This is a genomic window from Candidatus Binatia bacterium, from assembly GCA_036563615.1.
Lineage (GTDB): Bacteria > Desulfobacterota > Binatia > UBA12015 > UBA12015 > DATCMB01.
The window spans coordinates 670,589-696,257 of sequence record DATCMB010000006.1; the positions used below are offsets into that span (position 1 = coordinate 670,589).

At 71.6% G+C, this 25,669-nt stretch carries 23 protein-coding genes; 20 read left to right on the forward strand and 3 right to left on the reverse strand.

The window, feature by feature from the left end:
• The first annotated feature begins 8 nt into the window (after window positions 1-8).
• The 8 genes from VIS07_05910 to VIS07_05945 are packed head-to-tail and all read left to right on the forward strand — an operon-like array spanning window position 9 to window position 8,997.
• Complete coding sequence (locus tag VIS07_05910; protein ID HEY8515026.1) at window positions 9-1,877, forward strand: methyltransferase domain-containing protein; 1,869 nt, start codon at window positions 9-11, stop codon at window positions 1,875-1,877.
• Window positions 1,874-2,992, forward strand: a complete 1,119-nt coding sequence (locus tag VIS07_05915; GenBank protein HEY8515027.1) for a glycosyltransferase family 2 protein — start codon at window positions 1,874-1,876, stop codon at window positions 2,990-2,992. Before VIS07_05910 ends, VIS07_05915 begins: the two co-directional genes overlap by 4 nt.
• A complete protein-coding gene (locus VIS07_05920) occupies window positions 2,989-4,098 on the forward strand; it encodes a hypothetical protein (protein ID HEY8515028.1) in 1,110 nt (369 codons plus the stop codon). Before VIS07_05915 ends, VIS07_05920 begins: the two co-directional genes overlap by 4 nt.
• The gene (locus tag VIS07_05925; GenBank protein HEY8515029.1) at window positions 4,095-5,033 is read left to right on the forward strand and encodes a glycosyltransferase family 2 protein; all 939 of its coding nucleotides are present in this window, start codon (window positions 4,095-4,097) and stop codon (window positions 5,031-5,033) included. Before VIS07_05920 ends, VIS07_05925 begins: the two co-directional genes overlap by 4 nt.
• Window positions 5,030-5,944: a glycosyltransferase family 2 protein gene (locus VIS07_05930; GenBank protein HEY8515030.1), complete on the forward strand. Its 915-nt coding sequence runs from the start codon at window positions 5,030-5,032 to the stop codon at window positions 5,942-5,944. Before VIS07_05925 ends, VIS07_05930 begins: the two co-directional genes overlap by 4 nt.
• Window positions 5,941-6,810: a glycosyltransferase family 2 protein gene (locus VIS07_05935; protein HEY8515031.1), complete on the forward strand. Its 870-nt coding sequence runs from the start codon at window positions 5,941-5,943 to the stop codon at window positions 6,808-6,810. The genes VIS07_05930 and VIS07_05935 overlap by 4 nt, the downstream gene beginning before the upstream one ends.
• Complete coding sequence (locus tag VIS07_05940) at window positions 6,792-8,297, forward strand: sugar transferase (GenBank protein HEY8515032.1); 1,506 nt, start codon at window positions 6,792-6,794, stop codon at window positions 8,295-8,297. The genes VIS07_05935 and VIS07_05940 overlap by 19 nt, the downstream gene beginning before the upstream one ends.
• A 55-nt stretch (window positions 8,298-8,352) precedes the next feature.
• On the forward strand, window positions 8,353-8,997 hold the full coding sequence (locus VIS07_05945) for a uracil-DNA glycosylase (GenBank protein ID HEY8515033.1): 645 nt from the start codon (window positions 8,353-8,355) through the stop codon (window positions 8,995-8,997).
• Window positions 8,998-9,126: 129 nt separating this feature from the next.
• Here the strand turns inward: VIS07_05945 and VIS07_05950 are convergent, their stop codons facing one another.
• On the reverse strand, window positions 9,127-9,516 hold the full coding sequence (locus tag VIS07_05950) for a peptidoglycan-binding domain-containing protein (protein ID HEY8515034.1): 390 nt from the start codon (window positions 9,514-9,516) through the stop codon (window positions 9,127-9,129).
• Between the two features lie 65 nt (window positions 9,517-9,581).
• Here VIS07_05950 and VIS07_05955 point away from each other — a divergent pair, with 65 nt between their 5' ends.
• From VIS07_05955 to VIS07_05980, 6 genes are all read left to right on the forward strand, one after another.
• Window positions 9,582-10,082: a hypothetical protein gene (locus VIS07_05955; GenBank protein ID HEY8515035.1), complete on the forward strand. Its 501-nt coding sequence runs from the start codon at window positions 9,582-9,584 to the stop codon at window positions 10,080-10,082.
• Window positions 10,079-10,645 carry a hypothetical protein gene (locus tag VIS07_05960; GenBank protein HEY8515036.1) on the forward strand — a complete coding sequence of 189 codons (567 nt, stop codon included), beginning with the start codon at window positions 10,079-10,081 and terminating at the stop codon, window positions 10,643-10,645. Before VIS07_05955 ends, VIS07_05960 begins: the two co-directional genes overlap by 4 nt.
• Window positions 10,642-11,586 (forward strand): matrixin family metalloprotease, encoded by a 945-nt coding sequence (locus VIS07_05965; GenBank protein HEY8515037.1) that lies wholly within the window; start codon window positions 10,642-10,644, stop codon window positions 11,584-11,586. The genes VIS07_05960 and VIS07_05965 overlap by 4 nt, the downstream gene beginning before the upstream one ends.
• A gap of 330 nt (window positions 11,587-11,916) precedes the next feature.
• Complete coding sequence (locus VIS07_05970) at window positions 11,917-13,371, forward strand: FAD-dependent oxidoreductase (protein ID HEY8515038.1); 1,455 nt, start codon at window positions 11,917-11,919, stop codon at window positions 13,369-13,371.
• Between the two features lie 456 nt (window positions 13,372-13,827).
• Window positions 13,828-14,952 carry a DnaA/Hda family protein gene (locus tag VIS07_05975; GenBank protein HEY8515039.1) on the forward strand — a complete coding sequence of 375 codons (1,125 nt, stop codon included), beginning with the start codon at window positions 13,828-13,830 and terminating at the stop codon, window positions 14,950-14,952.
• Between the two features lie 242 nt (window positions 14,953-15,194).
• On the forward strand, window positions 15,195-15,479 hold the full coding sequence (locus VIS07_05980) for a hypothetical protein (GenBank protein HEY8515040.1): 285 nt from the start codon (window positions 15,195-15,197) through the stop codon (window positions 15,477-15,479).
• Between the two features lie 37 nt (window positions 15,480-15,516).
• On the opposite strand, the gene VIS07_05985 is transcribed toward VIS07_05980, so the two are convergent.
• Together VIS07_05985 and VIS07_05990 are read right to left on the reverse strand one after the other, a co-directional pair.
• On the reverse strand, window positions 15,517-15,963 hold the full coding sequence (locus VIS07_05985; protein HEY8515041.1) for a hypothetical protein: 447 nt from the start codon (window positions 15,961-15,963) through the stop codon (window positions 15,517-15,519).
• A complete protein-coding gene (locus VIS07_05990; protein ID HEY8515042.1) occupies window positions 15,963-17,333 on the reverse strand; it encodes a sigma-54 dependent transcriptional regulator in 1,371 nt (456 codons plus the stop codon). Before VIS07_05990 ends, VIS07_05985 begins: the two co-directional genes overlap by 1 nt.
• A gap of 354 nt (window positions 17,334-17,687) precedes the next feature.
• Between VIS07_05990 and VIS07_05995 the strand changes: the two genes are divergently transcribed.
• The 6 genes from VIS07_05995 (at window position 17,688) to VIS07_06020 (ending at window position 25,599) form a co-directional block, all read left to right on the forward strand.
• Window positions 17,688-18,137 carry a hypothetical protein gene (locus VIS07_05995; GenBank protein ID HEY8515043.1) on the forward strand — a complete coding sequence of 150 codons (450 nt, stop codon included), beginning with the start codon at window positions 17,688-17,690 and terminating at the stop codon, window positions 18,135-18,137.
• Window positions 18,138-18,157: 20 nt separating this feature from the next.
• On the forward strand, window positions 18,158-19,225 hold the full coding sequence (locus VIS07_06000; protein ID HEY8515044.1) for a YCF48-related protein: 1,068 nt from the start codon (window positions 18,158-18,160) through the stop codon (window positions 19,223-19,225).
• A 33-nt stretch (window positions 19,226-19,258) separates the two neighbouring features.
• Window positions 19,259-21,922 carry an MMPL family transporter gene (locus VIS07_06005; GenBank protein ID HEY8515045.1) on the forward strand — a complete coding sequence of 888 codons (2,664 nt, stop codon included), beginning with the start codon at window positions 19,259-19,261 and terminating at the stop codon, window positions 21,920-21,922.
• Between the two features lie 61 nt (window positions 21,923-21,983).
• Window positions 21,984-22,952, forward strand: a complete 969-nt coding sequence (locus tag VIS07_06010; protein ID HEY8515046.1) for an ABC transporter ATP-binding protein — start codon at window positions 21,984-21,986, stop codon at window positions 22,950-22,952.
• The gene (locus VIS07_06015) at window positions 22,949-25,075 is read left to right on the forward strand and encodes a DUF4350 domain-containing protein (GenBank protein ID HEY8515047.1); all 2,127 of its coding nucleotides are present in this window, start codon (window positions 22,949-22,951) and stop codon (window positions 25,073-25,075) included. The genes VIS07_06010 and VIS07_06015 overlap by 4 nt, the downstream gene beginning before the upstream one ends.
• Window positions 25,072-25,599 (forward strand): DUF4340 domain-containing protein, encoded by a 528-nt coding sequence (locus VIS07_06020; protein ID HEY8515048.1) that lies wholly within the window; start codon window positions 25,072-25,074, stop codon window positions 25,597-25,599. The genes VIS07_06015 and VIS07_06020 overlap by 4 nt, the downstream gene beginning before the upstream one ends.
• Window positions 25,600-25,669 lie beyond the last annotated feature (70 nt).

Sequence of the window (25,669 nt, forward strand, 5' to 3'; positions counted from 1 at the left end):
ATTCGAGCGTGGCTAGACTTCGCGCGATGCTCGACTCCGCGCCGGGCGGGCCGCTACCGTCCGCGTTGCTGCAGCAGCGCTACGGCCGCGGCTACTTCCACGGCGAGAACAGCGGCTTCGCGAGCGAGGGCTACGACCAGGTGCACGGCACCTGGCGGCACTGGATGCCGTTTCTCGCCGCCGAGGTCGGCCACGGCGCGCGGCTCGTCGACCTCGGCTGCGCGTACGGCTTTCTCGTCGTCGAGGCGCTCGAGGGCGGGTTCCGCGCGCTCGGCGTCGACGCGAGCCGCTTCGCGGTCGCGCAGGCGGCTCGCCACGCTCCGCCCGCGGCGGGACGTCTGGTCGCGGCGCACGCCGAGCGCCTGCCGTTCGCCGACGCGAGCTGCGACGTCGTCACCGCGTTCGACGTCCTCGAGCACGTGCCGCGTCCCGAGCTGCTGATCGCGGAGGCGGCGCGCGTCCTGCGTCCCGGCGGGCTGCTCGTGGCGGCGACCCCCGACCCGCTGCTCTTCGACCGCGACGAGCCGACGCACGTCGCCGAGCGGCCGCCGTCGTGGTGGGTGCGGACGCTCGAGGAGGCCGGTTTCTCGGTCGCGCTGCGCTTCTTCCAGGCGCCGTGGAACTGCGAGCTGATCGCGCGCCGCGGCGGCCCGACGCCGATCGTCGCTTGGGACGCGCTCGGCGTGCACGATCCCGTGCTCGAGGCGGACGGCGCACCGGCGGTGCGGCTCGCGCTGCGCAGCGGCTTCGGCGAGGTGTCGGAGGAGGGCACCCGCGTGGTCGGCGACGGCGCGCTGGTCTACCTGCTGAATCCCACCGACGAGCCGCTCGAGATCGAGATCGCGGTCACGCTGGATGCGCCGGCGACGTTCAAGGTCACGCTCGACGGCCGCGTCGTGGCGCGCAGCGCGCCGCCGGGCGGCGAGCCGTCGCGCGAGCTGCGCGGACGAGTGCTGCTCGCGTCGGGCGGGCACAATCTGCGCTTCGCGATCGAGCAGGGCTGGGCGCGACTGCGTCGGCTGCGGGTGACGTCGCGTCCGGCGCAGCGTCAGGACCTATGCTTGACGCTGCCCTTCGATCTGTACGACCGCTACACGCTCGCCGCGCGCGCGGCCGCAATCGTCGCGCCTGACGCGAAGCGGCTCCTCGACGTCGGCGGCACGATGGGCATGGGCGGCGCCCACCTCGCGTGGACCGGCGACTTCTTCCCCGGGATGACCGTCGAGGTGGTCGACGCGCGGCCGGTCGACCATCCCGCGCACCGCGCGCTCGATCCGCAGGCGCCGCTGCCGTACCCGGACGCGGCGTTCCCGATCGTCACCGCGCTCGACGTGCTCGAGCACGTGCCGCCCGCGCAGCGCGACGCCTGGCTCGGCGAGCTCTGGCGGGTCACCGAGCGCGTGCTGCTGCTCGCGAACCCGTTCGCCACGACCGGCGTGCGCGAGGCCGACGAGTACCTCTTCGAGCTGATCCGCACGCGCTACGGCTACGAGCACCAGTTCCTCGCCGAGCACCTGCGCCACGGCCATCCCGACCTCGAGGCGACGCGGCGCTTCTTCGTCGAGCGCGGCGCGAGCGTCGCGGTGCTGCCGTCGGGTTACCTGCCTGCCTGGACGCTCCTGCAGACGCTCAACGCCTGGCTCTCGCACCCCGAGCAGGACCAGACCTATGCGTTCGCCAACCGCCTCGCGAACCGCGCGCTCGGGCTCGCGAGCACGGCGGCGCCGGCCTACCGGCACCTGCTGGTGATCGACCGCAGCGGCGCCGATCACTCGGCCGCCCTCGAGGAGCTGGTGGCTCGCCGCACGCCGGACCTCGAGTCGGTCGCGGCCGCGTTGACGGCGCTGACGCTCACCGTCGGCGACGCGGCGCGATGAGCGCGCACGCCGCGGCGCCCGAGGTGTCGATCGTGATCGTCACCTGCAACGGGCGCGCGCTCCTCGAAGGCTGCCTCGCCTCGCTCGCGGAGCAGGACTACCCGCGCGACCGCGTCGAGATCCTGGTCTACGACAACGCCTCGACCGACGGCACGCGCGAGTGGCTCGCGTCGGCCCGTCCGGACGTGCGCGTCCTCGCAGGGCAGGAGAACCTCGGCTTCGCCGCCCCCTGCAACCGCGCGGTGGCGCAGGCGGCGGCGCCGCTCGTGTGTCTCGTGAACAACGACATGCGGTTCGCTACGAGCTTCCTGCGCGAGCTGGTGGCGGGTCGGACGGCGAGCGGGGCGGCGTGCGTCGGCGCGCGCATCCTGACGCACGACGGCAGCCGCGTCGAGTTCGACGGTGGAACGATGAGCTTCTACGGGCACGGGGCACCGTGGCGGTACGGCACGCCGACGTCCGAGCTGTCCGGCGATGCGGACGACGTCGCGGTGCGCGACACGCTGTTCGCGAGCGGCGGCGCGATGTTGGTCGAGCGCGACGCGTTCCTGCGCGTCGGCGGCTTCGACGAGGACTACTTCGCCTACTTCGAGGACGTCGATCTCGGCTGGCGTCTGTGGGCGCTCGGCGAGCGCTGCGTGCACGCGCCCCGAGCGGTCGCGTACCACCGCGAGCACGCGAGCGAGCACCTGCTCGGACCCGACCGGCGAATGACGCTCCTCGAGCGCAACGCGCTGCTCGGCGTCTACAAGAACTACGAGCCCGAGCGCGGCGAGCGCACGTTCCGCTGCGCGCTCGCGCTGCTCGCCGAGCGCGCGCGGCTCGATGCGGCGCGCGCGCCGGCCTGCTGGCAGGGCCTGCACGAGGCGCTCGAGCTGCTGCCGCGCGCCGAGGAGCGCCGTCGCGACCTCGCGGCGCGACGCTTGCGCAGGGACGAGGAGATCGTGCCGCTGTTCCGCGAGCCGTGGCGGCCGGCGATCGGTGGAGAAGAGTACGCGGCGCGCCAGCGCGAGCTCGCGGCGCTGTTCGGCGCCGACGACCTGCTGCCCGCGCCAGACGACGCGTCGCGCGGCCCGGGCGGCGGCGCGGGAAACGGACGGTCGACTTGCGCTTGACGCGACGAACGCTGCTGCGCTGCGCCGCGTGCGCGGGGCTCGTGCTCGCTGCTCGTGTGACGCCGGGCGGCGCGCGCCTGGCTGCGGCCGCGACGCCGACCTCCGGCTCCGGTCCGTCGAGCGCGGAGACCATCGAGCTGCTGCGCGAGCTGATCCTACAGCGTGCGCTCGCGAGCACGGACCCGTGGGTGCAGGCGCACGTCGTGCTCGCGCTCGGTGCCGACGTCAAGCACGACGGCAAGTTCGTCCTCGACGCGATGGTCGAGCAGAGCCTGCGCACCGAGGCGATCGGGATCAAGCAGTACCCGTACTTCCCCGTCGACATCGAGCGTCACCCGTTCCACTTCCTGCAGATCATGCAGGCGACCGACGTGCCCTACGATCGCGCGTTCGCGACGCCGGTCGGGCGCTTCACGCGACGCGAGATCATCTCGGGCAGCGAGGCGCTGTTCGACCCCGAGGCGCTGGTCGACGAGCTGTCGTGGGTGGTGAGCGTGCTCACCCACGAGCACCCGCAGAACCGCGACACGTTCGAGACCGCACGCGGCGTCGAGGTGAAGGTGACGAAGCTCGTCGAGCGTCACCTGTCGGAGACCGAGAAGGCGTGGGCCGACACCTTCGCGGCGATGGCCGGCGCGAAGGGCTACACCAAGGGGGTTGTCCACCGCACCGCGTGCAACGGCACGCACATGATCTACGGGCTGATCGACGCGCTCCGCAACGGCTACACCGTCGCCGACCTGCGCGCGCGCACGCTCCGTCTGGTCGGCGCGCTGCTGTTCCGCATGCGCGCCGAGCCGGCGCTGATCGACGCGTCGCTGCGCGCCGGGCATCCGCTGATCCGGCTCAACGCCGACGCCGCGAAGCTCACCTTCCTCGGCCATGCGGTCGAGGACCTCGGCTACGGCGCGCAGCACGGCGTGCTCCAGCTCACCCCGCCGCAGCTCGAGGTGGTGAACGAGGCGCGCGCGCAGCTCGCGACCATCGTCGCGCGTCTCGGCACCGAGCACGACCTCGACGCGCTGCAGGAGCAGGTGCCGCAGGCGTACAAGATCCTGCTCGGCGACCTCTGCCACGCCTACCGGGGGCTGCGGTTCTGGTCGTGAGCGCGACGCACGAGGAGAACCCGCCGACGCTCAGCGTGGTGGTCGTGAACTGGAACGGCGCCGCGTACCTCGGCGACTGCCTCGAGAGCGTCAGCCGTCCGGGTCGCGAGGTGCTGGTGGTCGACAACGGCTCGACCGACGACAGCGCCTCGCTCGTGCAGCGCCGCTTTCCCGAGGTGCGCTGGCTCGCGAACCGCGACAACCTGGGCTACGCGCGCGCCGCGAACCGCGGCCTGCGCGAGGCGCGCGGCGAGCACGTGCTCTTCCTGAACCCCGACGCGCGCGCCAACGACGAGGCGATCGCTGCAGCGCTCGCCGTGCTCGCCGAGCGTCCGGACGTCGGGCTGGTCGGGGTCGCCGTGCGCGACGCCGAGGGACGCCTGACGCCGACCGTCGAGCCGTTCTTCTCGCTCGCGGCGCTGCGCCGACCGTGGGTGCGGCGCGTGCGGGCGCCGCGGGGACCCGGGCCGGTCGCGATCGACTGGTGCCACGGCGCCTTCCTGCTTGGACGGCGCGCGGAGCTCCTCGCGCTCGGCGGCTACGACGAGGCGTACTTCCTCTACGCCGAGGACATGGACCTCTGCTTCCGCATGCATGCCTCCGGCCGCGGCGTCGTCTATCTGCCTGACGTGTCGATCGTGCACGAGGGCAACGCGGCCGGACGGGAGCTCTACGGCGAGCGCCGGGCGGCGGCGATCTTCGCGAGCTGCCTGATCTTCCACCGCCGCCACCGCGGCGCCGCGGCGACCCTCGTGCTGCGTGCGGCGGCGACGCTCGCCTTCGCGGCGCGCACGGCGTTCTACCGCGTGACCGGCTCGCCGCTCGCCGAGCGCTACGCGGCGCTCACCGCGGTCGCGCTGCGCGGCCGGCTCGATCCCGAGCGTCCGGCGGCGGCGCCGCCGAGGCCGGCGGTCGCCGCGGCGGGGGAGAGATGAGCAGCGAGGTCCCCGCCGCGCTCACGGTCGGCGTGCTGTGCCGCGCCGACGAGCCTGCGCTCGAGCGGACGCTGCGCTCGCTCGCGGTCGCCGCCGCGAAGCTCGCCGACGCGGGTCGCGAGGTGCGCTTCGTCGTCTGCGTCAACGGACCGAGCCGCGGTCCCGCGCTCGATGCGGCGCGCGCGTTCGCGGCGCAGGAGCCGCGCTGGCAGACGAGCGTGGTCGTCGACGGCCGCGCCGACAAGGCGCGCGCCTGGAACCTCGTCCGTCAGAGCTGCACGACGCCGCTCATCGCGTTCAGCGACGCCGACGTCGAGGTCGCGCCGGACGCGCTCGTGCGGCTCGTCGCTGCGCTCGAGGCCGAGCCCGAGGTGCAGATCGCGAGCGCGCGCCAGGTCGCGCGTCTCGACGGGCCGGGTGTCGGCGCGGTCGCGCGCGCCGCGGCGCTGCCCTACCGCTTCGACTTCCAGGTGGTCGGCGGGCGGCTCTACGTGATGCGCACGGCCGCCATCGAGCGCATGCCGGAGGGCTTGCTGCTCGAGGACGGCTGGCTCTCCGCGACCCTCGGCAACGAGAAGCTGCGCACCGTCGCCGACGCCGAGGTCTACTTCCATCCGGCCGGAACGCTGCCCGACTACTTCCGCGAGCGTCTGCGCACCGAGGCCGGCAAGATCCAAATTCGCGAGCAGCGCCGCAACGCCGGAATCCCGCAGCGGCCGATCGCGCGCTATCCCTGGCGCCGGCTCGCCGACGGCTTGCGCGTCACGGACGCGCCGCTCGTGGTGCTGAACCTCGCGGTCCGCCTGAGCGCTCGCGCCGTCGCGGAGCTGGCCGCGCGCCGCGGCCGGCGCATCGCCTGGGCGCCGATCGCGTCGAGCAAGGCGCCGCGCCCCGAGGTGCCCACGTCATGATCGAGCGTCCCGACTACACGGTCATCATCCTCACCTGGAACTCGCGCCAGCACGTGCGCGCGTGCCTCGAGTCGCTGCGCGAAGCGGCGCCGGGCTACCGCGGCGCGCTGACCGTGATCGACAACGGCTCGGTCGACGGCACGCCGGATCTGGTGCGCGAGCTCGCGCCCGAGGCGCGCCTGGTGCGCAACAAGATGAACCGCGGCGTCGCGGCGGCGCGCAATCAAGGGCTCGCGCTCGCACGCTCGCCGGTGTCGATCATCCTCGACGTCGACACGGTGGTGATGCCGGGCGCGTTCGCGCGTCTTCTCGCGTTCCTCGACTCCGCGCCGACGGTCGGCGTGTGCGGGCCGCGCCTCGTCCTGCCCGACGGCTCGACGCAGCCGAGCTGCCAGCTCTTCCCGACCGTATTCGACAAGATCGCGCGACAGCTGCCGCACTCGCTCGGCGCGCGCTGGCTGCGCAACGTCGAGCTCGCCGACTGGGACCACACCGGCGTGCGCGACGTCGACTACGTCGTCGGCGCCTGCCAGGCGATCCGGATGTCGGCGCTGCACAGCGTCGGCTGGCTCGACGAGCGGATCTTCTACGGACCGGAGGACGTCGACCTCTGCCTGCGCATGCGGCTGCGCGGCTGGCGCGTGACCTACGTCGGCGACGCCGTCGTGCGCCACGAGTGCCAGCGCGTCACGCGGCGTCGTCTGAACGCGCTGACGCTGCGCCACGTGCTCGGCCTCGCGCACCTCTACAAGACGCACGGCTACCTGTTCTCGCGCGCCGCGCTCTATCGCAGAATCGAGCAAGCGGCGGCTCCGCCGACGACGGCGGCGCTGCCCGGAGCCGGGAGATGCGAGCCGGTGAGCTGACCTCACACGGTCCGGCGCCAGACCTCGAGTCCGGCGCCGAAGCCGTCGCGTCCGCGCGACCGCGGGCGCCGCGCGGGCGTCTGCGCGGCGCGTGGCCGCAGCGGACGCTCGTGCCGGTGCTGGTCGCCTTCGACCTGGTGGCGGTGCTCGCGGCCTACGCGCTCGCGTTCGCGCTGCGGATCACGCTGCCGTTTCCGCTCACCACCGGTCTGATCGAGCCCGAGGCGGCGTGGCAGCTGCACGCAGCCCTGCTGCTGCTCGTCGTGACGCAGGCGCCGCTGCTCTATGTCTTCGGCCTCTACGACGTGCGGCTGCTGCGCGACCGCGTGAGCCCGTGGCTGGCGCCCGCCGCGGCGGTGACGCTGCAGCTGCTGCTGGTCAGCGCCTGGTACTTCTTCCGCGGCGAGATCGCCTTCCCGCGCTCGGTGCTGCTGCTGGTCGGCGCGATCAACCTCGTGCTGCTGAGCAGCTCGCGCGTCGTCGCCCGGCGGGTCCTCGTGCACTTCTGCGATCCGATGCGCGTCGCGCTGGTCGGGCCGCCGCGCGAGGTCGCGGAGCTGCACCAGCAGATCGAGCCCGACGCGGCGAGCCACGGCGTCGAGCTCGTCGGCGCCGTGCGCGCGGGGCCGGTCGCGCCGGCGACGTCGGGCGACGGCGTGCCGCGTTGGCTCGGCGCGACGTCGGACCTCGGACGGATCGTGCGCGAGCACGCGATCGAGCAGCTGATCGTCGTTCCGGGCAGCACGGGGCGCGACGAGCTGCTCGAGGCGGTGCTGCGTGCGACGAGCGGCGACGATCCGCCGCGCGTCGCGCTCGTGCCGACGGTGTACGAGCTGCGCGTCGGACGGCTCGCTTCGCTGCGCATCGACGACGTGCCGCTGATCGAGGTGGTGCGCGATCCGAGCCGCGAGCCTGCGTTCCGCGTGAAGGCGCTGCTCGACTACGTGCTCGCGACCATCCTGCTCACGCTGTCGCTGCCGGTGTGGCTGATCGCGGCGATCGCGATCCGCCTGAGCTCGCCGGGGCCGGTGCTCTACCGCCAGCGGCGCGTCGGCCGCGGCGGGCGCGAGTTCATCGTCTACAAGCTGCGCACGATGCGCGACGACGCCGAGCTGACGAGCGGTCCGGTGCTGGCGAGCGACGGCGACGAGCGCGTCACGTGGCCGGGACGCTTCCTGCGCGCGACGCGCATCGACGAGATCCCGCAGCTGCTGAACGTGCTGAACGGCACGATGAGCCTGATCGGCCCGCGTCCCGAGCGTCCGGAGTTCGCCGAGCGTCTCGCCGAGGAGATCCCCGGCTACCGCGAGCGCTGGCTCGTCAAGCCGGGGCTTTCGGGGCTCGCGCAGGTGCACGGCGAGTACCACACGTCGCCCGAGTACAAGCTCAAGTACGACCTGGCGTACATCCACAACTACACGCTGCTCCTCGACCTGCGGATCATGGCCGAGACGGTGAAGACGCTGTTCACGCGTCGCGGGGTGTGAGCTGGCGGCGCCCGCGTTTCCGCAACGCGGCGCGCTCGGTGCGCTCGCCGCGGAGATCGTCGCCTGCGAGCGCTGCCCGCGCCTGATCGCGCACTGCCGGGAGGTCGCGCGGGTGCGCGTGCGGCGCTTCCGCGACCAGACCTACTGGGGTCGTCCGGTGCCCGCGTTCGGCGACCCGCAGGCGACGGTGCTCGTCGTCGGCCTCGCGCCGGCGGCGCACGGCGCGAACCGCACCGGACGCATGTTCACCGGCGACGACAGCGGCGCGTGGCTCTACCGCGCGCTCCACGAGGCGGGCTTCGCGACGCAGCCGACCTCGACGCACGTGGGCGACGGGCTCGCGCTGCGCGGCGCGTACATCACGGCGTCGGCGCGCTGCGCGCCGCCGGACAACAAGCCGACCCCCGCGGAGCTCGCCGCATGCAGGAGCTACCTCGTGCGCGAGCTCGCGCTGCTCCGTCGCGTGAAGGTGATCCTCGCGCTCGGCGCGATCGCCTGGGACTCGGTGCTCGCCGCGCTCGCGGAAACCGGGCTGGTGCTGCGTCCGAAGCCGCGCTTCGGGCACGGCGCCGAGGTGCGCCTCGATGCGCGTCGCGTGCTCGTCGGCTCGTACCACCCGAGCCGGCAGAACACGCAGACCGGCAAGCTCACGCGCGAGATGCTGGCGAGCGTGATGGCGCGCGTTCGCGAGCTCGCCTGAAGGTCTTGCGGTGCGACGTCGGTGCGCGGCGACGGCTGGTGCGTCGCGCCGACGCTCGTGCTGCTGTGTCGCGCGTGTCCGTCGACGTCGCGCGTGACGCTGCGCGACGGGCGCGCGCAGCCGTCGACCTCAGCCCTGTGCTGCGCTCCCGCCGCCGCTCGCACGCTTCGCGGCCGCGGCCTCCTCGAGCAGACGCAACGTCTTCGGCGTGAAGATGCCGTCGGGCTTCAGATCGTTGCGCCGCTGGAACGCCTCGAACGCGTTGATCGTCACCTGGTCGAGCTTGCCGTTCACCGGACCCATGTACTCGTTGAGCACGGTGAGCTGCTCCTGAACCTTCTTCACGACCTCGGGATCGACCTTCTGCTCGAGCGCGTGCGCGTCGATCGCGACCAGCGACTCCTTGGCCCTCGCTTCGGCCGCCTTGGCGCGCTCCTCCTCGGTCGGGATGTCGCACGCGGCGACGACGAGCAAGGTCGCCGCTGCGCAGCAGGCGAGAAGGTACGAGCGACGCTCCATACGGCGGTCGTATCGGCGGTCGCGCGGGTGGTCAAGCTCGGACGGCGTGGGTATACGTGGCCGCGGTGCGCTTCCCCGATCGGAACGCCGTCGTCCCAAAGAGGCGCGCGCTGTGCGCGGCGTCGCTGCTCGCGATCCTCGGCGCGCTCCAGCTCCTGCTCGCCTGCACCGCGGTCGAGGTGCGCCGCGGCGAGACCACGCTCGCCGACGTGCAGGTGCCGACGCAGCCGACGACGAGCGTCAACATCCTCGGCATCGGCCGCGCCGACGCCGAGGGACGGATCGTGCTGCGTCCGACGGGGATCAGCGTCTCGCGCGGCGAGACGGCGATCATCGGGCTCTCCGGACCCGGCATGATCCCCGGCACCGGCTTCGTCGTGCTGGGCTTCGGCTTTCAGGCGAACGTCGTGCGCTACGCCGAGACGCAGGGCGGCTCGGGCACGCCGCAGCCGGCGGTGGTGCTGTCGCTCACGGTGCCGGCGGACACGCCACCCGGCCTGTACTCGATCATGGCGCTGCGCGGCTACGAGTTCGCGATGATGACGGCCGCGATCGAGGTCACATGAAGCACGCACGCTCGCATACGGTTGCGCGTCCGACGTCGACGCTCGTCGGCGTCGCAGCGCTGGTCCTCGCGCTCGCCGCGGCAGGAAGCGCGCGCGCGCTGACGCTCGCCGCGATGCCGCTCGAGGAGATGACGCGCGCTGCGAGCGTCGTCGTGCGCGCGCGCTGCATCGACCGTCAGGTGACGCGCAGCGCGTCGGGACGCATCGAGTCGATCGCGCGCTTCGAGGTCCTCGAGGAGGCGAAAGGCGAGGGCGACCGCGTCGTCACCGTGCGCCAGCTCGGCGGCCGTCTCGACGCGGACGGCACGGAGCTCGTCGTCCCCGGCGCGCCGCTCTCGGAGCCCGGCGACGAGGCGCTGCTCTTTCTCGAGCCGCACGACGGCGAGGTGATGACCGTGGTCGGGCTCGCGCTGGGCTACATGCCGGTCGCGGTGCTGCCCGGCAGCGGACCCGTGGTGCGCGTGTCGCGCGTGCTCGGTGCGGAGTACGCGTCGGGCGGCGTGCGTCCGGTCGGCGAGATCCTGCGGCGCGTGCGCGACCTCGACCGTCTGGGGAGACGATGACGTCGCGCGGCGGACGACGAACGGTGCTCGCGTGCCTCGCGCTCGTGCTCGCGATCGTCGCGAGCGTCGCGACGGTGCGCGACGCGGCGGGCTACGCGTTCATCTACGTCAGCGCCTCGAACGGCGTGCCGCGGCGCTGGAACCTCGACGCGCTGCCCGACGGACGCGTCCCGTGGCACATCTCGAGCGCGGTCAACTCCAACGTGCGCGGCAGCCGCACGCCGGTCGAGGTGATCCGCGAGGCGTTCGCGGCCTGGGAAGCGCTCGACACCTGCGCGATCCGCTTCGCGTTCCAGGGCGCGCGCAACAACCGCGAGCGCAACGCGTTCGACCGCGTGAACCTGGTGACGCTCGGCGCGTCGGAGTCGCTCGGCACCGGCGTGCTCGCGGCCGCGTTTCTCAGCAGCGACGAGTCGGGCGTGCTGACCGACGTCGACATCGTGTTCTCGCGCAGCGTGCCGTACACGACTTCGCCGACGCCCGAGCCCGACGCGTACGATCTGCAGTCGGTCGCGGCGCACGAGATCGGACACCTGCTCGGCCTCGAGCACACCGGGCTCGCGCGCGCGACCATGGCGCCGTTCAGCGAGCGCGGCGAGGCGTACCAGCGCACGCCGCACGACGACGACCGCATCGGCGGCTCGCTGCTCTATCCCGATGCCGGCTTTCCGTCGATCGCGGGCTCGCTCGCCGGACGCATCACGCTCGCGGGCGCGCCCGTCTTCCTCGCCCACGTCGTGGCGGCGGATCTGCGCGGGCCGATCGTCGCGAGCGCGCTCAGCCGTCCCGACGGTAGCTACCGGATCGACGGCCTTCCGCCCGGCGTCTACGTCGTGTACGCGGAGCCGCTCGATGGCCCGGTGCTGCCCTCGAACGTCGGCGGCTTTCGCTCCGCCTTCGACGCGACGCCGACGGTCGGTTATGGCACGTTCTTCCACTGAGCGGCGCCGCGCGGCCCGTGCTCGCGCCGGGCGTCGCCGCGGCTCTGCCGGCGGCGTGGCCGGCGCGCGTCGCGGCGCACGCGCTCGGCGCTCGACGCGGGATCCGACGCCGCCCGCGATCGCGCCCGCCGAGGCGGGCCAGGACGTCGGTGAGGTGGTCGATCTGGAAGCGAGCGTGACCGAGGCGAGAGCGCGAGGAGGACGCGTCGCGCTGGAGACGGCGTCGGCGGGCACTCCGCTGCGCCTCGTCGTCGTGCCGCCGGCGGTCGGCGCGAAGCCGGCCGCGCCGGTCGGGGAGCGCTGGCGCTGGACGTGTACGGAGGAGCGACCGTGACGCTGCCCGTCGACCTCCTGCAGCGCCGTCCGAGCTCCGACCGCTTCGACGTCGTCGTGGTCGGCGCCGGCATCGCGGGTCTCGTCTGCGCAGCCGTGCTCGCGCGCAACGGCAGGCGAACGCTGCTCGTCGAGGCCGGCAAGCGGGCGGGCGGTCAGATGCAGACGATGTCGCACCAGGGGTACGCGGTCGACGTCGGACCGCTGGTGTGGGACGCGGCCGGGCTGCCCGAGGTGTTCGCCGCCGTCGGTCTCGGCGACGTCGAGATCGGGACGCTGCACGCGCGCGACGCCGTTCGCGTCGTGATCGCGCGCGAGGGCGGCAGCACGGTCGAGCCGCATCGCGTTCCGGTGCCCGGTGGGCCGACGTCGCCGTCGACGCTCGATGCGGTGCGCGCGCTCTACGGCGTTCCGCCGCGCGTGTTCGCGAACCTCGGCGAGCTCTACCAGGAGCTGCTGCAGGCGAGCCCCGAGCAGCTCGAGAGCTGGCGCGCGACCGCGCTCGCCGACTGGCTCGCAGAGCGCGCGCCAGAGCCGGTGGTCGCGGCCGCGATGCGGCGCAGCGCGCTGCTGCTCGGCGCGCTCGCGCCGGAGCGCGCGTCGCCCGCGATCCTCGCGCAGCACGCGCGCTGGCTCGCGACGCCGAGCGCGCCCGGCTTCATGACCGCAGGCGACGGTCCGGTCGCCGGAACGCGCGGCTTCGTGCAGGCGCTGGTCGACGCGTGTCTCGACGCCGGCGTCGAGCTGCGACTCGGCACGCGCGCGACCGGGCTCGGCATCGTGCGCAATCGCTTCGCGAAGCTGCAGCTGCGTCGCGAGGAGCATGCGTTCGCGGACGAGGTGGTCGCCGAGCACTGCGTGCTCGCGCTGCCGCGCAACGCGCTCGGCGCCGTGCTGCCGCCCGAGCCCCGCCGCGCGCTCGACGCGTCCTTCCCGCAGACGCCCGGCTTCGGCGCGGTCGGTGTGGCGTGGGCGCTGCGCGGCGTTCCCGAGATGCGCGGCGCGGGCTCGCCCGAGGAGGCGCCGATCGTCCGCCTCGTGTCGCCCGCCGAGGCGAGCGCCGGGACGTTCGACGCGCCGGTCATGCTGTACTGGCCGAGCCTGCGCGCGCCGCGCGTCACCCCGCCGGGGCACGCGCTGCTGATCGCGCAGACCGCGCTCCCCGAAGGCGCGACCTCCGATGCCTTCGAGGTCGGCCGCGTGGTGACGCTGCTGCGGACCTACGTGCGCGAGATCTTCCCTGCGCTGCCCGAGCTGCTCGACTGGGAGCGCCACTGGGTGCACGCGTACGGCGCGCCCGATCCCTTCGTGTTGCCGACGCTGCCTTCGGCGGCGCCGGGCGTCAAGAATCTCTGGTTCGCGGGTGCCGAGGTCGCGACACCGGGCGTGCTGACGACGGGCATCGCGGCCGCCGCGCTGTCGGGCAAGGCCGCCGCGGAGCGGCTGCTGTAGCGAGCAGCGTGAGCGCGCGCGCGAGCGCTGCGCTCTCGTGCGCAGCGCCGACGCGATCGTGCAGATTCGCGCGTGCGTCGCGTGCGAGCGCGGCGTGTTCCTGCGCGGCGACGCGCGATCGTGCGCGTGCGCATCTCGCTGCGGCGCAGTCGCTGTGCAGACGTGCACGACGTGCGTTCGCTGCGCGGCACACGTTTTCCTCGCGCGTGTCGCTCGACGAGCGTCGCGATCGCGTCGCGCGGACGACCTCGCGACGTGCGACGACGCGCAACGACGTCTCTCGCGGCGAACGAACGGCGTCAAGCATACCGCCACGAAAACCTCGTGTGCACGCGTCGTTCGACGAATCGGTTGCAAGCCGACGAAGATTGGATTACTTCGGCGTCCCACTTTGGGGGGCGAGCCCGTGGGGACGGGTGGCGGTGGTGCGGAGCGGCATCGCGGGAGGTGTGGACGATGCGCGTTCGCGAGGACGTCGCCGGGGCGGGGGATCTCGGCGGCTCTGATCAAGCGTCATCCGTCGGCTGCACGCTGCGACCGGAGTACACTTTCGCGTGTTTCGTCGTCGGCGAGAGCAACCGCGATGCGCACGACGTTGCGCGCCGCGTGGCTTCGGGAGAGAGCAGCAGCGACGCGCTCTACCTGTACGGCGGCGTCGGCGTCGGCAAGACGCATCTCGCCACCGCGATCGGTCACGCGGTGCGCGAGCGTCACGGCGACGGCGCGGTGCTGTCGCTCACCGCGGAGCGTCTCGCGGCGTGGTGGCGCGGTGAGAGCGACGAGCGACGCACGCTCGAGCTTCTTCTGCGCAGCGCGCGTCTGCTGATCGTCGACGACGTTCAGCTTCTCACCGGCGACGCGCGCAGCCGCGACGACCTGCTGCGCGAGGTCGAGAGCTCGCGTGCGGGCGGTCGTCAGGTCGTGATGACGTGCGACGTTCCTCCGCAGGAGACGCGCGAGCTCACGCTGCCGCTCGGCGATGGCGCAGGGACGGTGCACGCCGCCGAGATCGCGCCGCCCGACCCGGCGCTGCGGCGCGACATCCTGATCGACAAGGCGGCGCGGCTCGGCAGCGAGCTCGCGGCGGACGTGGCGACGTTCATCGCCGAGGTCGCGCCGGCGAGCGTGCGCGCGCTCGAAGGGGCGCTGCACCGCGTGCTCGGCTTCGCGGCCGCGCTGCGCGTGCCGCTCTCGGTGCAGGTCGCGGCGCGCGCGCTCGATCCGTGGCGTCGCAAGCCGGAGCCGCCGACGCTCGACGCGGTCGCGACCGCGGTCGCCGACGCGTTCGGCATCCCGCGCCGTCGGCTGCGCCGCGCGTCGTGCCGCGACCGTGAGACGGTGCTCGCCCGCCAGGTGGCGATCTACGTCGCGCGGCGTCTCTCGAACCGGCCGCTCCAGGAGGTGGCGGTGGACTTCGGCTGCCGCGACCACAGCGTCGCGGCGCACGCCTGCGCCCGCGTCAAGAGTCGGCTCGCGACCGACGCGCGCCTCGCCGCCTGCGTGCGCGAGATCGAGCGTTCGCTCGGCGCATTCGCGGCGGCCGCCAGCGCCCGTCCGGCGAGGTCGCGGGCGCGCGCCTGACGCCGTGCGCTGACGCTCTGCGCCGACGCCGCGCGCCGGTGCACAAGGCTCGAGGATCGCAGCGCAGAAAATCGAGCGTCTGCGCAAGACGGCGCGCGGAGTCGCCTGGATGCAACGTGGCCTGGCGTGTGCGCGCGCCGAATCCCTAACGAAATCAATGGCTGCGGTGGCATTGAACTTGCCGCGGGCCCGCGTCGTCCATCGACTTCTCTTTGTTTCTTCTTTTCTTCCGGAGGCCACCAGTGATCATCGACCGGCACACCTTCATCGACCTCGCCACCCACTTGGAGGGTGCCTCCGAGGGCGTACTCGACATCACCCGACGCTGCGTCGCGCTCTGCGAGGAGGGCGGCGACGGTCGCCTCGAGGGGCCGACCTGGATGGGGCTCGTCGAGTCGCTGATCACGGTGAACGCGGAGCTCACCGCGCTCGAGCAGACGCTGCGCGCGCTGCTCGAGGCGAACCGTGAGGAAGAGGAGGACTCCGCCAAGCGCTCGCTGCGTCGCGCGCGCGCCGCGGCCGCCTGACGATCCGACGACCGACTCGCGCGGGCGAGCAGCAGCGCTACATGCGCTGCTGCAGGATCTGTCCGACCGAGGTCGCGAGCGCGGCGAGTCCGATCGCCGCCATCGTCAGCACGAAGACGAGCTGACCGAGACGCGAGCTGGTCTCGGCGGGCCGCTTGCGCGGCAACACCGGCGTCGGTGGTCTGCGCGGCACCGCGAGCATCGGCGCACGGCCGCGGATCAGACGCAGCTCGGGTCGCGACTTCGGCCGGAGACCGCGGATCGGGTGCGCGTTGTTCACCACCAGGCGCAGCGCGCGGCTGCGACGTCGCGGCGGACGCGCCGGCGGCGAACCAGGCAGCGGCCGGACGAGCGTCTGGTAGCGGCGCGCGAGCGGCCGTGGCGTCATGGCGCGCAGCGGACGACGCCGCGCGTCCGGGTTCGACCGCCCGCGTGGGCGGCGGCTCTGGGTGAGGCGGCGGATCCTCTGCGTCGTCCTGGTCATCATCGTATCCCGTATTTTTCGAGCTTGCGGTACAGCGTGCGGCGCGACAGACCGAGCAGCCGTGCGGCGGCGACGCGCTTGCCGCCCGCGGAGTCGAGCGCGCGCTTGATCTGATCGCGCTCGGCGGCCTCGAGGCTCAGGTCGAGCGGCGGAATCGTCGGCGTCTCCTCGACGACGTCGCTCGCGCGGCGCAGGTCGGCCGGCAGGTGCTCCGGCTGGATCTCGCCGCCGTTCGCCATGATCGACGCGCGCTCGAGGACGTTGCACAGCTCGCGCACGTTGCCGGGCCAGCGGTACGCGCGCATCACGGCCATCGCCGCGGGCGACACCGTCGCCTTGTCGAGCGCGAAGCGGCGTGCGAATTGGGAGAGGAAGTGCTCGCAGAGCAGCTCGAGGTCCTCGAGCCGCTCGCGCAGCGGCGGCAGCTCGATCACCCCGACGTTCAGGCGATAGAAGAGGTCTTCACGGAACTCCCCGTTGCGCACCATGCGCGCGAGGTCGCGATTGGTCGCGGCGACGACACGGATGTCGACCGGCATCGAGGTCGGCGAGCCGACGCGGCGGATCTCGCGGTTCTCGAGCACGCGCAGCAGCTTGACCTGCGCGCCGAGCGGCAGCTCGCCGATCTCGTCGAGGAAGATCGTGCCGCCGTTCGCGGTCTCGAAGAGTCCCTTGTGGTCGCGGTCGGCGCCGGTGAACGCGCCGCGCACGTGACCGAAGAGCTCGCTCTCGATCAGACCCGGCGCGAGCACGCTGCAGTTGCAGACGACGAACGGCCGATCGCGCAGCGGCGAGCGGCTGTGCACGGCGCGCGCGACGAGCTCCTTGCCGGTGCCGCTCTCGCCCATGATGAGCGTCGTCGTCGGGTACTCGGCGATGCGCTCGATGAAGCCGAACACCTCGAGCATGCGCCGGCTGCGCGCGACCATGCCTTCGAAGACCGTCGAGTCGCGGCCGCCGAGCTCGAGGATCCGCACGCGCTGACGCAGGCGGCGGCGCTCGACGATCATCTGGATCGTGTGGTGCAGACGCCGGCAGTCGACCGGCTTCTCGAGGTAGTCGGCGGCGCCCGCCTGGATGGCGGCGACCGCTTCCTTCACCGAGGAGTGCGCGGTGATCAGGATGAGGTCCGCCTCGGGATCGCGCCTGCGCACTTCCTGCAGCAGCTCGTATCCGCTCATCCCCGGCATGCGGACGTCGCTCACCGTGACGTCGATCGGGGTGTGGGCGAAGATCTCGAGCGCTTCGCTCGCGGAGCTCGCCGCGAAGACGCAGCACTCTCGCTGCCCGAGGTAGCGCGTCAGGATCGTCCGCAGGACGGGATCGTCTTCGACGACGAGGACGCGCGGCGCGTCGCCACCGGCGACCACCGGCGCACCTTCGTGAGCTCGGCCTTCCGCTTCCTCCACTGCCATTCCCCCGCTCGGGCCGCCGAGCAAGGGGGGTGCCACCGCGCTGTGTCAGAACCGACAACCTCGCGTGCCGCGGTTGTCACGCTCTGTCGAAGGGTTGGCTCGACATCGCAGGTGCGCAGCGCGCGCGGGGGCCGTCGAAGACGTGGCACAAGCCGGCCATGTTGCGGAACATTCGTCAAATTTGTGGCGCCCAAGGCCCATTCCGCTTGGCAGATGGAACACGAGACGGTAAGCGGAAGCGCTTGCCGTTCGGCATGCACGGGAGGTTCCATGTTTCGTTGGAGGGTTGCTTGGCGGGCGGCGACGACCGTGATCGCGGTCCTCGCGCTTGGCGCCGCGGTCGTCGCACGGGCGGCCGATGACGCGCCCGACGCCAAGCCGGAGGACGTCGTCAAGACGTATCTCACGGCGATGCAGAAGGGCGACTACGCCACCGCCTACCGCCTTCTCACACCCGAGATGCGCAACAACCTGGATGAGAAGAAGTGGATCGCCCAGCAGGTCCTGGTCATGAAGCTCGCCGACGTGCAGATCGACTCGTTCGAGGTCTTCCCGGCCAGGATGCAGGGCGAGAACGAGGCCATCGTGCCCAACTTGCTCAAGTCCAAGGACAAGTTCATCAACCAGACCGGCGCCAACGAGTACGAGCTCTATACGCTCGTCCGTGGACCGGAGAAGGAATGGCGGATCGCGTTGCAGCAGCTCGTCGAGACGGACGCGGTCGCCAAGTGGTTCCCGCCCACCGTCAAGGCGGAGTAGCACCACAAGGAGGAATGAAGATGACCCGGCTCCGCGCGGTGGTTGCGGGCGGCGCTATGCTGCTCGCCTTGGCCGCGTGCCATCGCGACGTCGAGATGGCGCCGCTGATCGACCGCAAGATCTATCTCACCGACAAGTTCTACGACGTGAAGGCGCTGTCGCCCGAGAAGGCGATCGTGGTCGGCTACGGGGGCAAGATCCTGACCACGAACGACAGCGGACGCAGCTGGAACGTCGCGCAGAGCAATACCGACAAGGCGATCTACAAGGTCGCCATGGCGGACGAGACGAACGGCTGGGCGGTCGGGCAGGGCGGCACGGTCCTCAAGACGACCGACGGCGGCCAGACGTGGCAGCCGATGGATGCCGGCACGCAGTCGTACCTGTTCAGCGCCTTCTCGCTGTCGCCGCAGCACCTGATCGCGGTCGGCGACAAGTCGACCATCGTGCAGACGACGGACGGCGGCGCGACGTGGCAGGTGTCGAAGTACGAGCCGCCGAAGCAGGAGGACATCTCCGACGAGCTGCTCGCCGGTCTCGACGACGCCGCCGTGATCGCGCAGGAGCCGTCGTTCTACGACGTGCAGTTCGTCGATCCGAACACCGGCTGGATCGTCGGTGAGTTCGGCAAGATCCTCAAGACGACCGACGGCGGCAAGACCTGGACGGAGCAGCAGGAGTCGCTGCTCGGCGGCGAGATCGTCGACGCGCTCGATCTGCCGACGTTCTTTGGCATTGACTGCGTCGACGCGAACGAGTGCGTGGCGGTCGGTCTCGACGGCAAGATCGCCGGCACCAAGGACGGCGGCGCGACCTGGGCCTTCGAGGACACCGGCAGCGACTTCAGCGAGCCGCTGTTCACCGTGCAGATCTTCCCCGACGGCTCGGGCTGGGCGGCGGGCGTCGCCGGTGAGGTGATGAAGCGCGAGCGCGGCGAGTGGCAGCAGGCCGACCTCGGCATGCGCGTCTTCTCCTGGCTGCGGCAGGTCTCGTTCGCCGACGAGAACAACGGCTGGTTGGTGGGCGGGTTCGGACTCATCCTGCGCACACGCGACGGCGGCAAGACCTGGATCCCCGCGGCGGCGTGACGGCAGGAAAGGAATTCTTCGAGGAGAACGACGGTGAGCCCTGACGCGACCGAGACGAGACCGCTCTACTGGCTCGGCTACAAGCTGATCGAGTGGCGCTTCCGGGTGATGGTGATCGTGTTCATCATCACCGCTTTCTTCGCGTACCACACCTACAAGCTCTACGAAGCGGGCTTCGTGACCTCGTTCGGCGATCTGCTGCCGCAGACGCACGAGTTCATGAAGGTCCACAACAAGTACGCCGGGACCTTCGGCGGCGCGAACAACGTGATGGTGATGGTGGAGGTCAAGGATGGCCACATCTTCAACACCAACACGTTGACGCGCATCTACCGGATGACCGAGGAGCTCGATAAGGTCTACGGCGTCAATCACAGCCAGATCGACTCCATCGGTCACCGCACGACGCGCTCGCTGCGCGTCGCGGCCGGCGGCACGATGCGCTCCGAGCCCGTCATGATCGGGCCGCCGAAGACCGAGGAGCAGGCCGCCGAGATCCGCCACATCGTCCACAACACCGAGAGCATCTACGGCATTCTCGTCTCGCTCGACGACAAGGCCGCGCTGCTCAAGGCGAACTTCATCGAGGGCCGGCTCGACTACCGGCGGATCTTCGACGAGATCAACGAGCGCGTCATCACGCCGTTCGAGAAGGGCTGGGTCGGCGCCACTTTCAACAACAAGGACGACGCCGGCGTGTTTCCGCCCGCGATCGTCGAGACGGTGTTCGCGGGCACCCCGGCCGAGGGCAAGCTCCAGCCGGGCGACAAGGTCGTCGACGTCGACGGCAAGAAGATCGAGAACCGCTTCCAGTTCGCAGAGGCGATCGCCGCGCACGAGCCCGGCGAGACCGCGAAGGTCACCTTCGAGCGCAACGGCCAGACGCAGACCGTCGACATCAGCGTCCCCGAGAGCGACATCATCGTCTCGGTCGCGGGCGAGCCGCGTCTCTACGGCTGGGTCTACCACTACGCCGACGAGGCGAAGTGGATCTTCCTGATCACGACGGTCCTGACGTGGATCCTGCTCTACCTCTACTTCCACGACTGGCGCGGTGCGCTGCGTCCGACCATCACCGGCGTGATCTCGGCGATCTGGGGTCTCGGCTTCATCAACCTCGTCGGCTTGCCGTTCGACCCGCTCACGCTCGTCATCCCGTTCTTCATCACCGCGCGCGCGATCTCGCACTCCGTGCAGATGCACGACCGCTACTACGAGGAGTACGAGAAGTGCGGTTGGGACAAGGAGAAGGCGATCGTCGGCGCGTTCGCGGAGCTCTTCGTGCCGACGCTGTCGGGCATCATCACCGACGCGATCGGCATCCTCGCGATCCTGCTGGTGCCGATCCTGATGCTGCAGAAGCTCGCCATCTCGGCGTGCTTCTGGATCCTGGCGATCACGGTCAGCGAGCTGCTGCTGAACCCGATCGTGTACCACTACCTCGCGCCGCCCGATAAGGAGACGGTCCTGCAGCGCGAGCGCGGCTGGTTCCGCAACCTGATCGTGTCGTTCGTCAACGGCCTGCTCACCAAGAACGGCCGGCGGGCGACGGTCGTGGGGTGGGCCATCGTCGCCGTGCTCTCGGCCTACTTCATCAAGGACATCCAGATCGGCGATCCGACGGCGGCGTCACCGCTGCTGTGGCTCGACTCGCCGTACAACGTCTCGCACACCAACATTCAGCAGAAGTTCGGTGGCGTCGAGCCGCTGATCATCGTCGCGGAGGGCTACGACAAGGACGCGATGAAGGACCCCGACGTCCTGCGCACGATGGAGAAGTTCCAGCGCTACCTCGAGCGCGATCCGGACGTCGGCTACAGCTTCTCGCTCGCCGACATCCTGCGAGCCGTGAACATGGTGTTCCACGAGCTCGAGCCCAAGTGGGGCGTGATCCCCAACGACTGGATCGACGTCGGCGGCCTGTTCTTCGTCTTCTTCTCCGGCTCGCCGCCGAGCGAGACCGCGAAGTACGTGACGACGGACTACGCGACCGCCCACGTCACGTTCTACGCGAAGAACCACAAGGGCGACAACATCCGCCGCATCATCAAGCGGGCGCGCGAGTTCATCGAGCAGAACCCGATGGAGAAGGCGCAGTTCCGCCTCGCGGGTGGTCTGATCGGCGTGCTCGCCGCGGGCAACGAGGAGATCCTGAAGAACGACCTCCTGATGAACGCGCTCGGCTTCCTCACGATGTACGTGACGGTGCTGTTCACGTACCGCTCGTGGGCGGCGGGCCTGTACCTGCTCGCGCCGCTCGCGCTCGCCAATTTGATGATGAACGCCTACCTGAGCACGGCGGGCATCGGCATCAACATCTCGACGCTGCCGGTGGTCACCGTCGGCATGGGCTTCGGCATCGACTACGGCATGTACATCCTGAGCCGAACCATCGAGGAGTATACGAAGAGCGGCGACCTCGACTTCGCGGTGCGCGAGTCGCTCAGCACCTCGGGCAAGGCCGTGACCTTCACCGCGGTGACCATGGTTCTCGCGACGCTGGTCTGGTACTTCTCCGAGATCCGCTTCGACGCCGAGATGGGCGTGCTCCTCGCGCTCTGGATGGCGGTCAGCTTCGTCGCGTCGATGACGCTGCTGCCGGTGCTGCTCGTCGGCCTGCGGCCGCGCTTCATCCTGCGCGAGCGTGCGGACGTCGCGGCTGCGTCGGCGACGACCACGCGCGGCGCCGTGAGCTGAGGCACGCGAGCCCCATGCGGGCGCGGCCGCGCCGCGAGGCCGCGCCCGCGTGGACCAGCGCATGATCGAGGTAGAGGGTCTCTCCAAGTCGTACGGCTCGATCCCCGCACTGCGCGAGGTCTCCTTCCGGGTCGCGGCGGGTGAGATCGTCGGCCTGCTCGGGCCGAACGGATCGGGCAAGACCACGCTGCTGCGCATCCTGACGGGTTTCTTCCCCGCCGATCGCGGACGCGCGCGCGTCGCCGGCGTCGAGCTGTCGGACGATCCCTTCGAGGTGCGCCGCCGCGTCGGCTACCTGCCCGAGCAGTCGCCGCTCTACCCGGAGGTCAGCGTGCGGCGCTTCCTGCGCTTCGCGGCCGACGTCAAGCTCGGCGACCCCGAGCGCCGCGACGAGCGCGTCGACGCGGTGATCGCCGAGTGCGGCCTCGAGGGCGTGCAGAACCGGCGCATCGGTACGCTGTCGAAGGGCTACCGTCAGCGCGTCGGCATCGCGCAGGCCCTGATCGGACGTCCGCAGGTGCTGGTGCTCGACGAGCCGACCGCCGGGCTCGACCCGGCGCAGGTGCTCGAGGTGCGCCAGCTCATCGCCTCGCTCGGCGGCGGCACGACCGTGCTGCTCTCGAGCCACGTGCTGGCCGACGTCGCGAGCGTCTGCGACCGCGTGCTCATGCTGCATCTCGGACGCCTCGTGCTCGCCGAGCGCATCGACACGCTGCGCCGGCAGGTGCGGAGCTCGGGCGAGCTCGTGCTGCGCACGCGCGCGAGCGACGAGCAGCTCGCGCGTCTGCTCGCGGCGGTCCCCGAAGCCCAGGAGACGCGGCGCGACCGCACGCCCGACGGCTCGGTCCTGCTGCACCTCTTGCACCCGGGACGCGACGGCGACGAGGAGTCGCGGCGCAGCGCCGAGCGCGTCACCGACGCGCTCGCGCGCGCGTGCGTCGCCGACGGTCTGCCGGTGCTCGAGCTCGGACCGCGCACGCGCACGCTCGAGGATCTGTTCGTCGATCTGCTCGGAGAGCGTCCGCAATGAAGAAGCGCCTGCCGTCGCCGCGCCGCGTGTCGGCGCTGCTGCGCAAGGAGCTGCACGCGACGTTCGCGCAGCCGCTGCTCTACGTGGTCGGCGGCGTCTTCCTGCTGCTCGCCGGCTACTACTTCTACTCGGACCTCGGCTTCTTCGTCACCTTCGGCTTCGGGCAGAACATCTTCGAGAACTTCTTCCAGCTGCTGTTCGTCGACCTGCGGCTCGTCCTGCTGCTGACGGTGCCGCTGCTCACGATGCGGCTCTTCGCCGAGGAGCGGAAGCTCGGCACGATCGAGCTGCTCTTCACCTACCCGCTGTCGGACCTCGAGATCCTGCTCGCGAAGCTGATCGCCTGCACGCTCGCCGCTTGTGCGCTGCTGCTCACCACCGCGGTGAGCCTCGTCTACCTCTACCGGATCGAGCCCTTCGCGTTCGGGCCGGTGTTCACCGGCTACCTCGGGCTCGCGCTGCTCGCGGTGTCGTTCGTCGCGTGCGGCACCTTCCTCTCGACGCTCACCGACAACCAGGTGGTCGCCGCGATGTCGACGGTCGGCACGCTGCTGCTGCTCTGGATCCTGTCGTGGAACGAGGCCGCGCCGGGGATCGCGTCGCTCGGCTTCTTCTCGCGGCTCTCGATCTTCAACCACTTCGAGAGCTTCTCGCGCGGCGTGATCGAGACCAAGGACCTGGTCTACTTCGCGTGCCTGGTCGCGTTCGCCGCGGCGGCGACGCTCGCCTCGCTCGGCTCGCGCGCCTGGCCGCGCTCGCGTCTCGCGCCGACCGTCGTGGGGCTGCTCGGTTTGCTGGTCGCGCTCGGCATCGTCGACGCGTTCGCCGAGCGGCACAACATGCGCTTCGACCTCACGCCGCAGCAGAAGTACACGCTGTCGCCGCACGCGCGGCGCATCCTCGACAGCGTGACGCAGCCGATCGAGCTCATCGCCTTCGTGCGCTCGGGCGACCCGCGCAACGCCTCGACCGTCGACCTCCTCGAGCGGATCAGCGAGGTGACGCCGCTCATCAAGCACCGCGTGGTCGACGTCAACCGAAATCCGGCGCTGGCGCGGCGCTACGGCGTCGACGCGTTCGGCGCGATCGTGATCGCGACCGAGGACCAGCACCGCGTCGTCGGCCAGGCGCGCGAGCACATGGTGGTGGGCGCGATCCTGCAGCTCACGCGCGGCAAGCGAAAGGTGGTCGGCTTCGTCGGCGGGCACGGCGAGATGGATCCGGGCGACCGGGATCGCCAGCGCGGCCTCTCGCTGCTCGCCTCGAGCCTGCGCGACGACGGCTTCGACGTGCGCTCGGTGACGATCGCCGATGGCGTGCCGGACGACGTCGACGTGCTCGTGGTGGCGGGCGGTGAGAGCCCGTGGTCGGACGCCGAGCTCGCGCGGCTCGACGAGTGGATGGCGCAGGGCGGACGCTTGCTCGCGCTGCTCGACCCGCGTCAAGCGCCGGAGCTCGCGGCGTGGCTCGCGCAGCGCGGCATCGCCCCCGCGCCGAACGTCGTGCTCGATCCCGAGAATCGGCTCTACGGCGGCGAGGGCGTGTCGATCGAGGCGGCGCCGCCCGCCGACATCGCGGTGCTCGACGCCGACGGGCTGCCGTCGGCCACCGTGATCGCGAGCGAGCTCGGTCAGGGCGTGCTGCTGTCGACCGCGCGCGCGCTCGAGCTGTCGGCGGGCGCGGTGCCGCTGCTGCAGAGCGGCGCGGAGAGCTGGGCCACGACCGCGATCGAGCGTGCGGAGTCGGGCGACGTCGAGTACGAGGAAGGGCGCGACGTGCCCGGACCGCAGGTCGTCGCCGCGGCGCGCGAGTGGCAGGTCGCGGGCGACGACGACGAGGCGAGCGTCGCGCGGCTCGTCGTCATCGGCGACGTCGACCTCGCGACCAACCGCTTCATCGAGTTCCTGAGCAACCGACACGTGCTGCACAATGCGATCACCTGGCTCGTCGGCGAGGAGGCGCTGATCGCGATGCGTCCGGAGCGCAAGCAGTCCGGCCGCGAGCAGCTCTTCCTGAGCGCCGGACAGGCGCGCACGGCGCTGCTGCTGTCGACCGGCGTGATGCCCGGGCTGAGCCTGCTGGTGGCGCTCGTGCTCTATCTCCGCCGCAGGACGGGCGCGTGACCTGGAAGGGGAGCTTCTACTGCTGGCTGGTCGCGGCGCTTCTGGCGGTGCTCTACGTCGGCACCGCGCACGAGCCGCCCGCGCAACACGAGCTCCCCGGCGTGGCGCCGCACACGCCGGAGCCGAGCGAGCGCGGCTACGAGATCGATCCAGCGTCGCTGCGCTCGGTCGAGCTGCGGCGCGGCGAGCGCACGGTGGTGCTCGAGCGCGGCGAGCGCTCCTGGAAGGTGATCGAGCCGGCCGACCGCACGATTCCGGGCGGCCTCGTGCAGGCGTTCGTCGACCAGCTCGTCGACAGCGGCGACGGCGAACGCGTCGCCGAGGACGCCGCCAACCCGGCCTTCGGCTTCGACAACCCGCAGCTCCAGGTCACCGCGACGACCAGCGACGGCGAGCGCCTGACGCTCGTCGTCGGCGCGCGGACGCCGACCGGCACCGCGGCGTACGCGCGCATCGAGGAGGACGGCGGCGTCGTCCTGGTCGGCCTGAACCTGCTGTACTACGCGGATCTTCTGCTCGGCTGAGCGCGGCGGTCGCGCCCGGGGCGTCAATTGACCTCGGCAAGCGCAGCGTAGTAACCGATCTGCCGAGTAC

What these genes read in the sequence shown, in the direction of transcription:
- VIS07_05915 (HEY8515027.1), top strand. Translation starts at nt 1,874, where the DNA reads ATGAGCGCGCACGCCGCGGCGCCCGAGGTGTCGATCGTGATCGTCACC.
- VIS07_05930 (HEY8515030.1), top strand. Translation starts at nt 5,030, where the DNA reads ATGAGCAGCGAGGTCCCCGCCGCGCTCACGGTCGGCGTGCTGTGCCGC.
- VIS07_05935 (HEY8515031.1), top strand. Translation starts at nt 5,941, where the DNA reads ATGATCGAGCGTCCCGACTACACGGTCATCATCCTCACCTGGAACTCG.
- VIS07_05940 (HEY8515032.1), top strand. Translation starts at nt 6,792, where the DNA reads ATGCGAGCCGGTGAGCTGACCTCACACGGTCCGGCGCCAGACCTCGAG.
- VIS07_05950 (HEY8515034.1), bottom strand. Translation starts at nt 9,516, where the DNA reads ATGGAGCGTCGCTCGTACCTTCTCGCCTGCTGCGCAGCGGCGACCTTG.
- VIS07_05960 (HEY8515036.1), top strand. Translation starts at nt 10,079, where the DNA reads ATGAAGCACGCACGCTCGCATACGGTTGCGCGTCCGACGTCGACGCTC.
- VIS07_05965 (HEY8515037.1), top strand. Translation starts at nt 10,642, where the DNA reads ATGACGTCGCGCGGCGGACGACGAACGGTGCTCGCGTGCCTCGCGCTC.
- VIS07_05975 (HEY8515039.1), top strand. Translation starts at nt 13,828, where the DNA reads ATGCGCGTTCGCGAGGACGTCGCCGGGGCGGGGGATCTCGGCGGCTCT.
- VIS07_05985 (HEY8515041.1), bottom strand. Translation starts at nt 15,963, where the DNA reads ATGACCAGGACGACGCAGAGGATCCGCCGCCTCACCCAGAGCCGCCGC.
- VIS07_06000 (HEY8515044.1), top strand. Translation starts at nt 18,158, where the DNA reads ATGACCCGGCTCCGCGCGGTGGTTGCGGGCGGCGCTATGCTGCTCGCC.
- VIS07_06010 (HEY8515046.1), top strand. Translation starts at nt 21,984, where the DNA reads ATGATCGAGGTAGAGGGTCTCTCCAAGTCGTACGGCTCGATCCCCGCA.
- VIS07_06015 (HEY8515047.1), top strand. Translation starts at nt 22,949, where the DNA reads ATGAAGAAGCGCCTGCCGTCGCCGCGCCGCGTGTCGGCGCTGCTGCGC.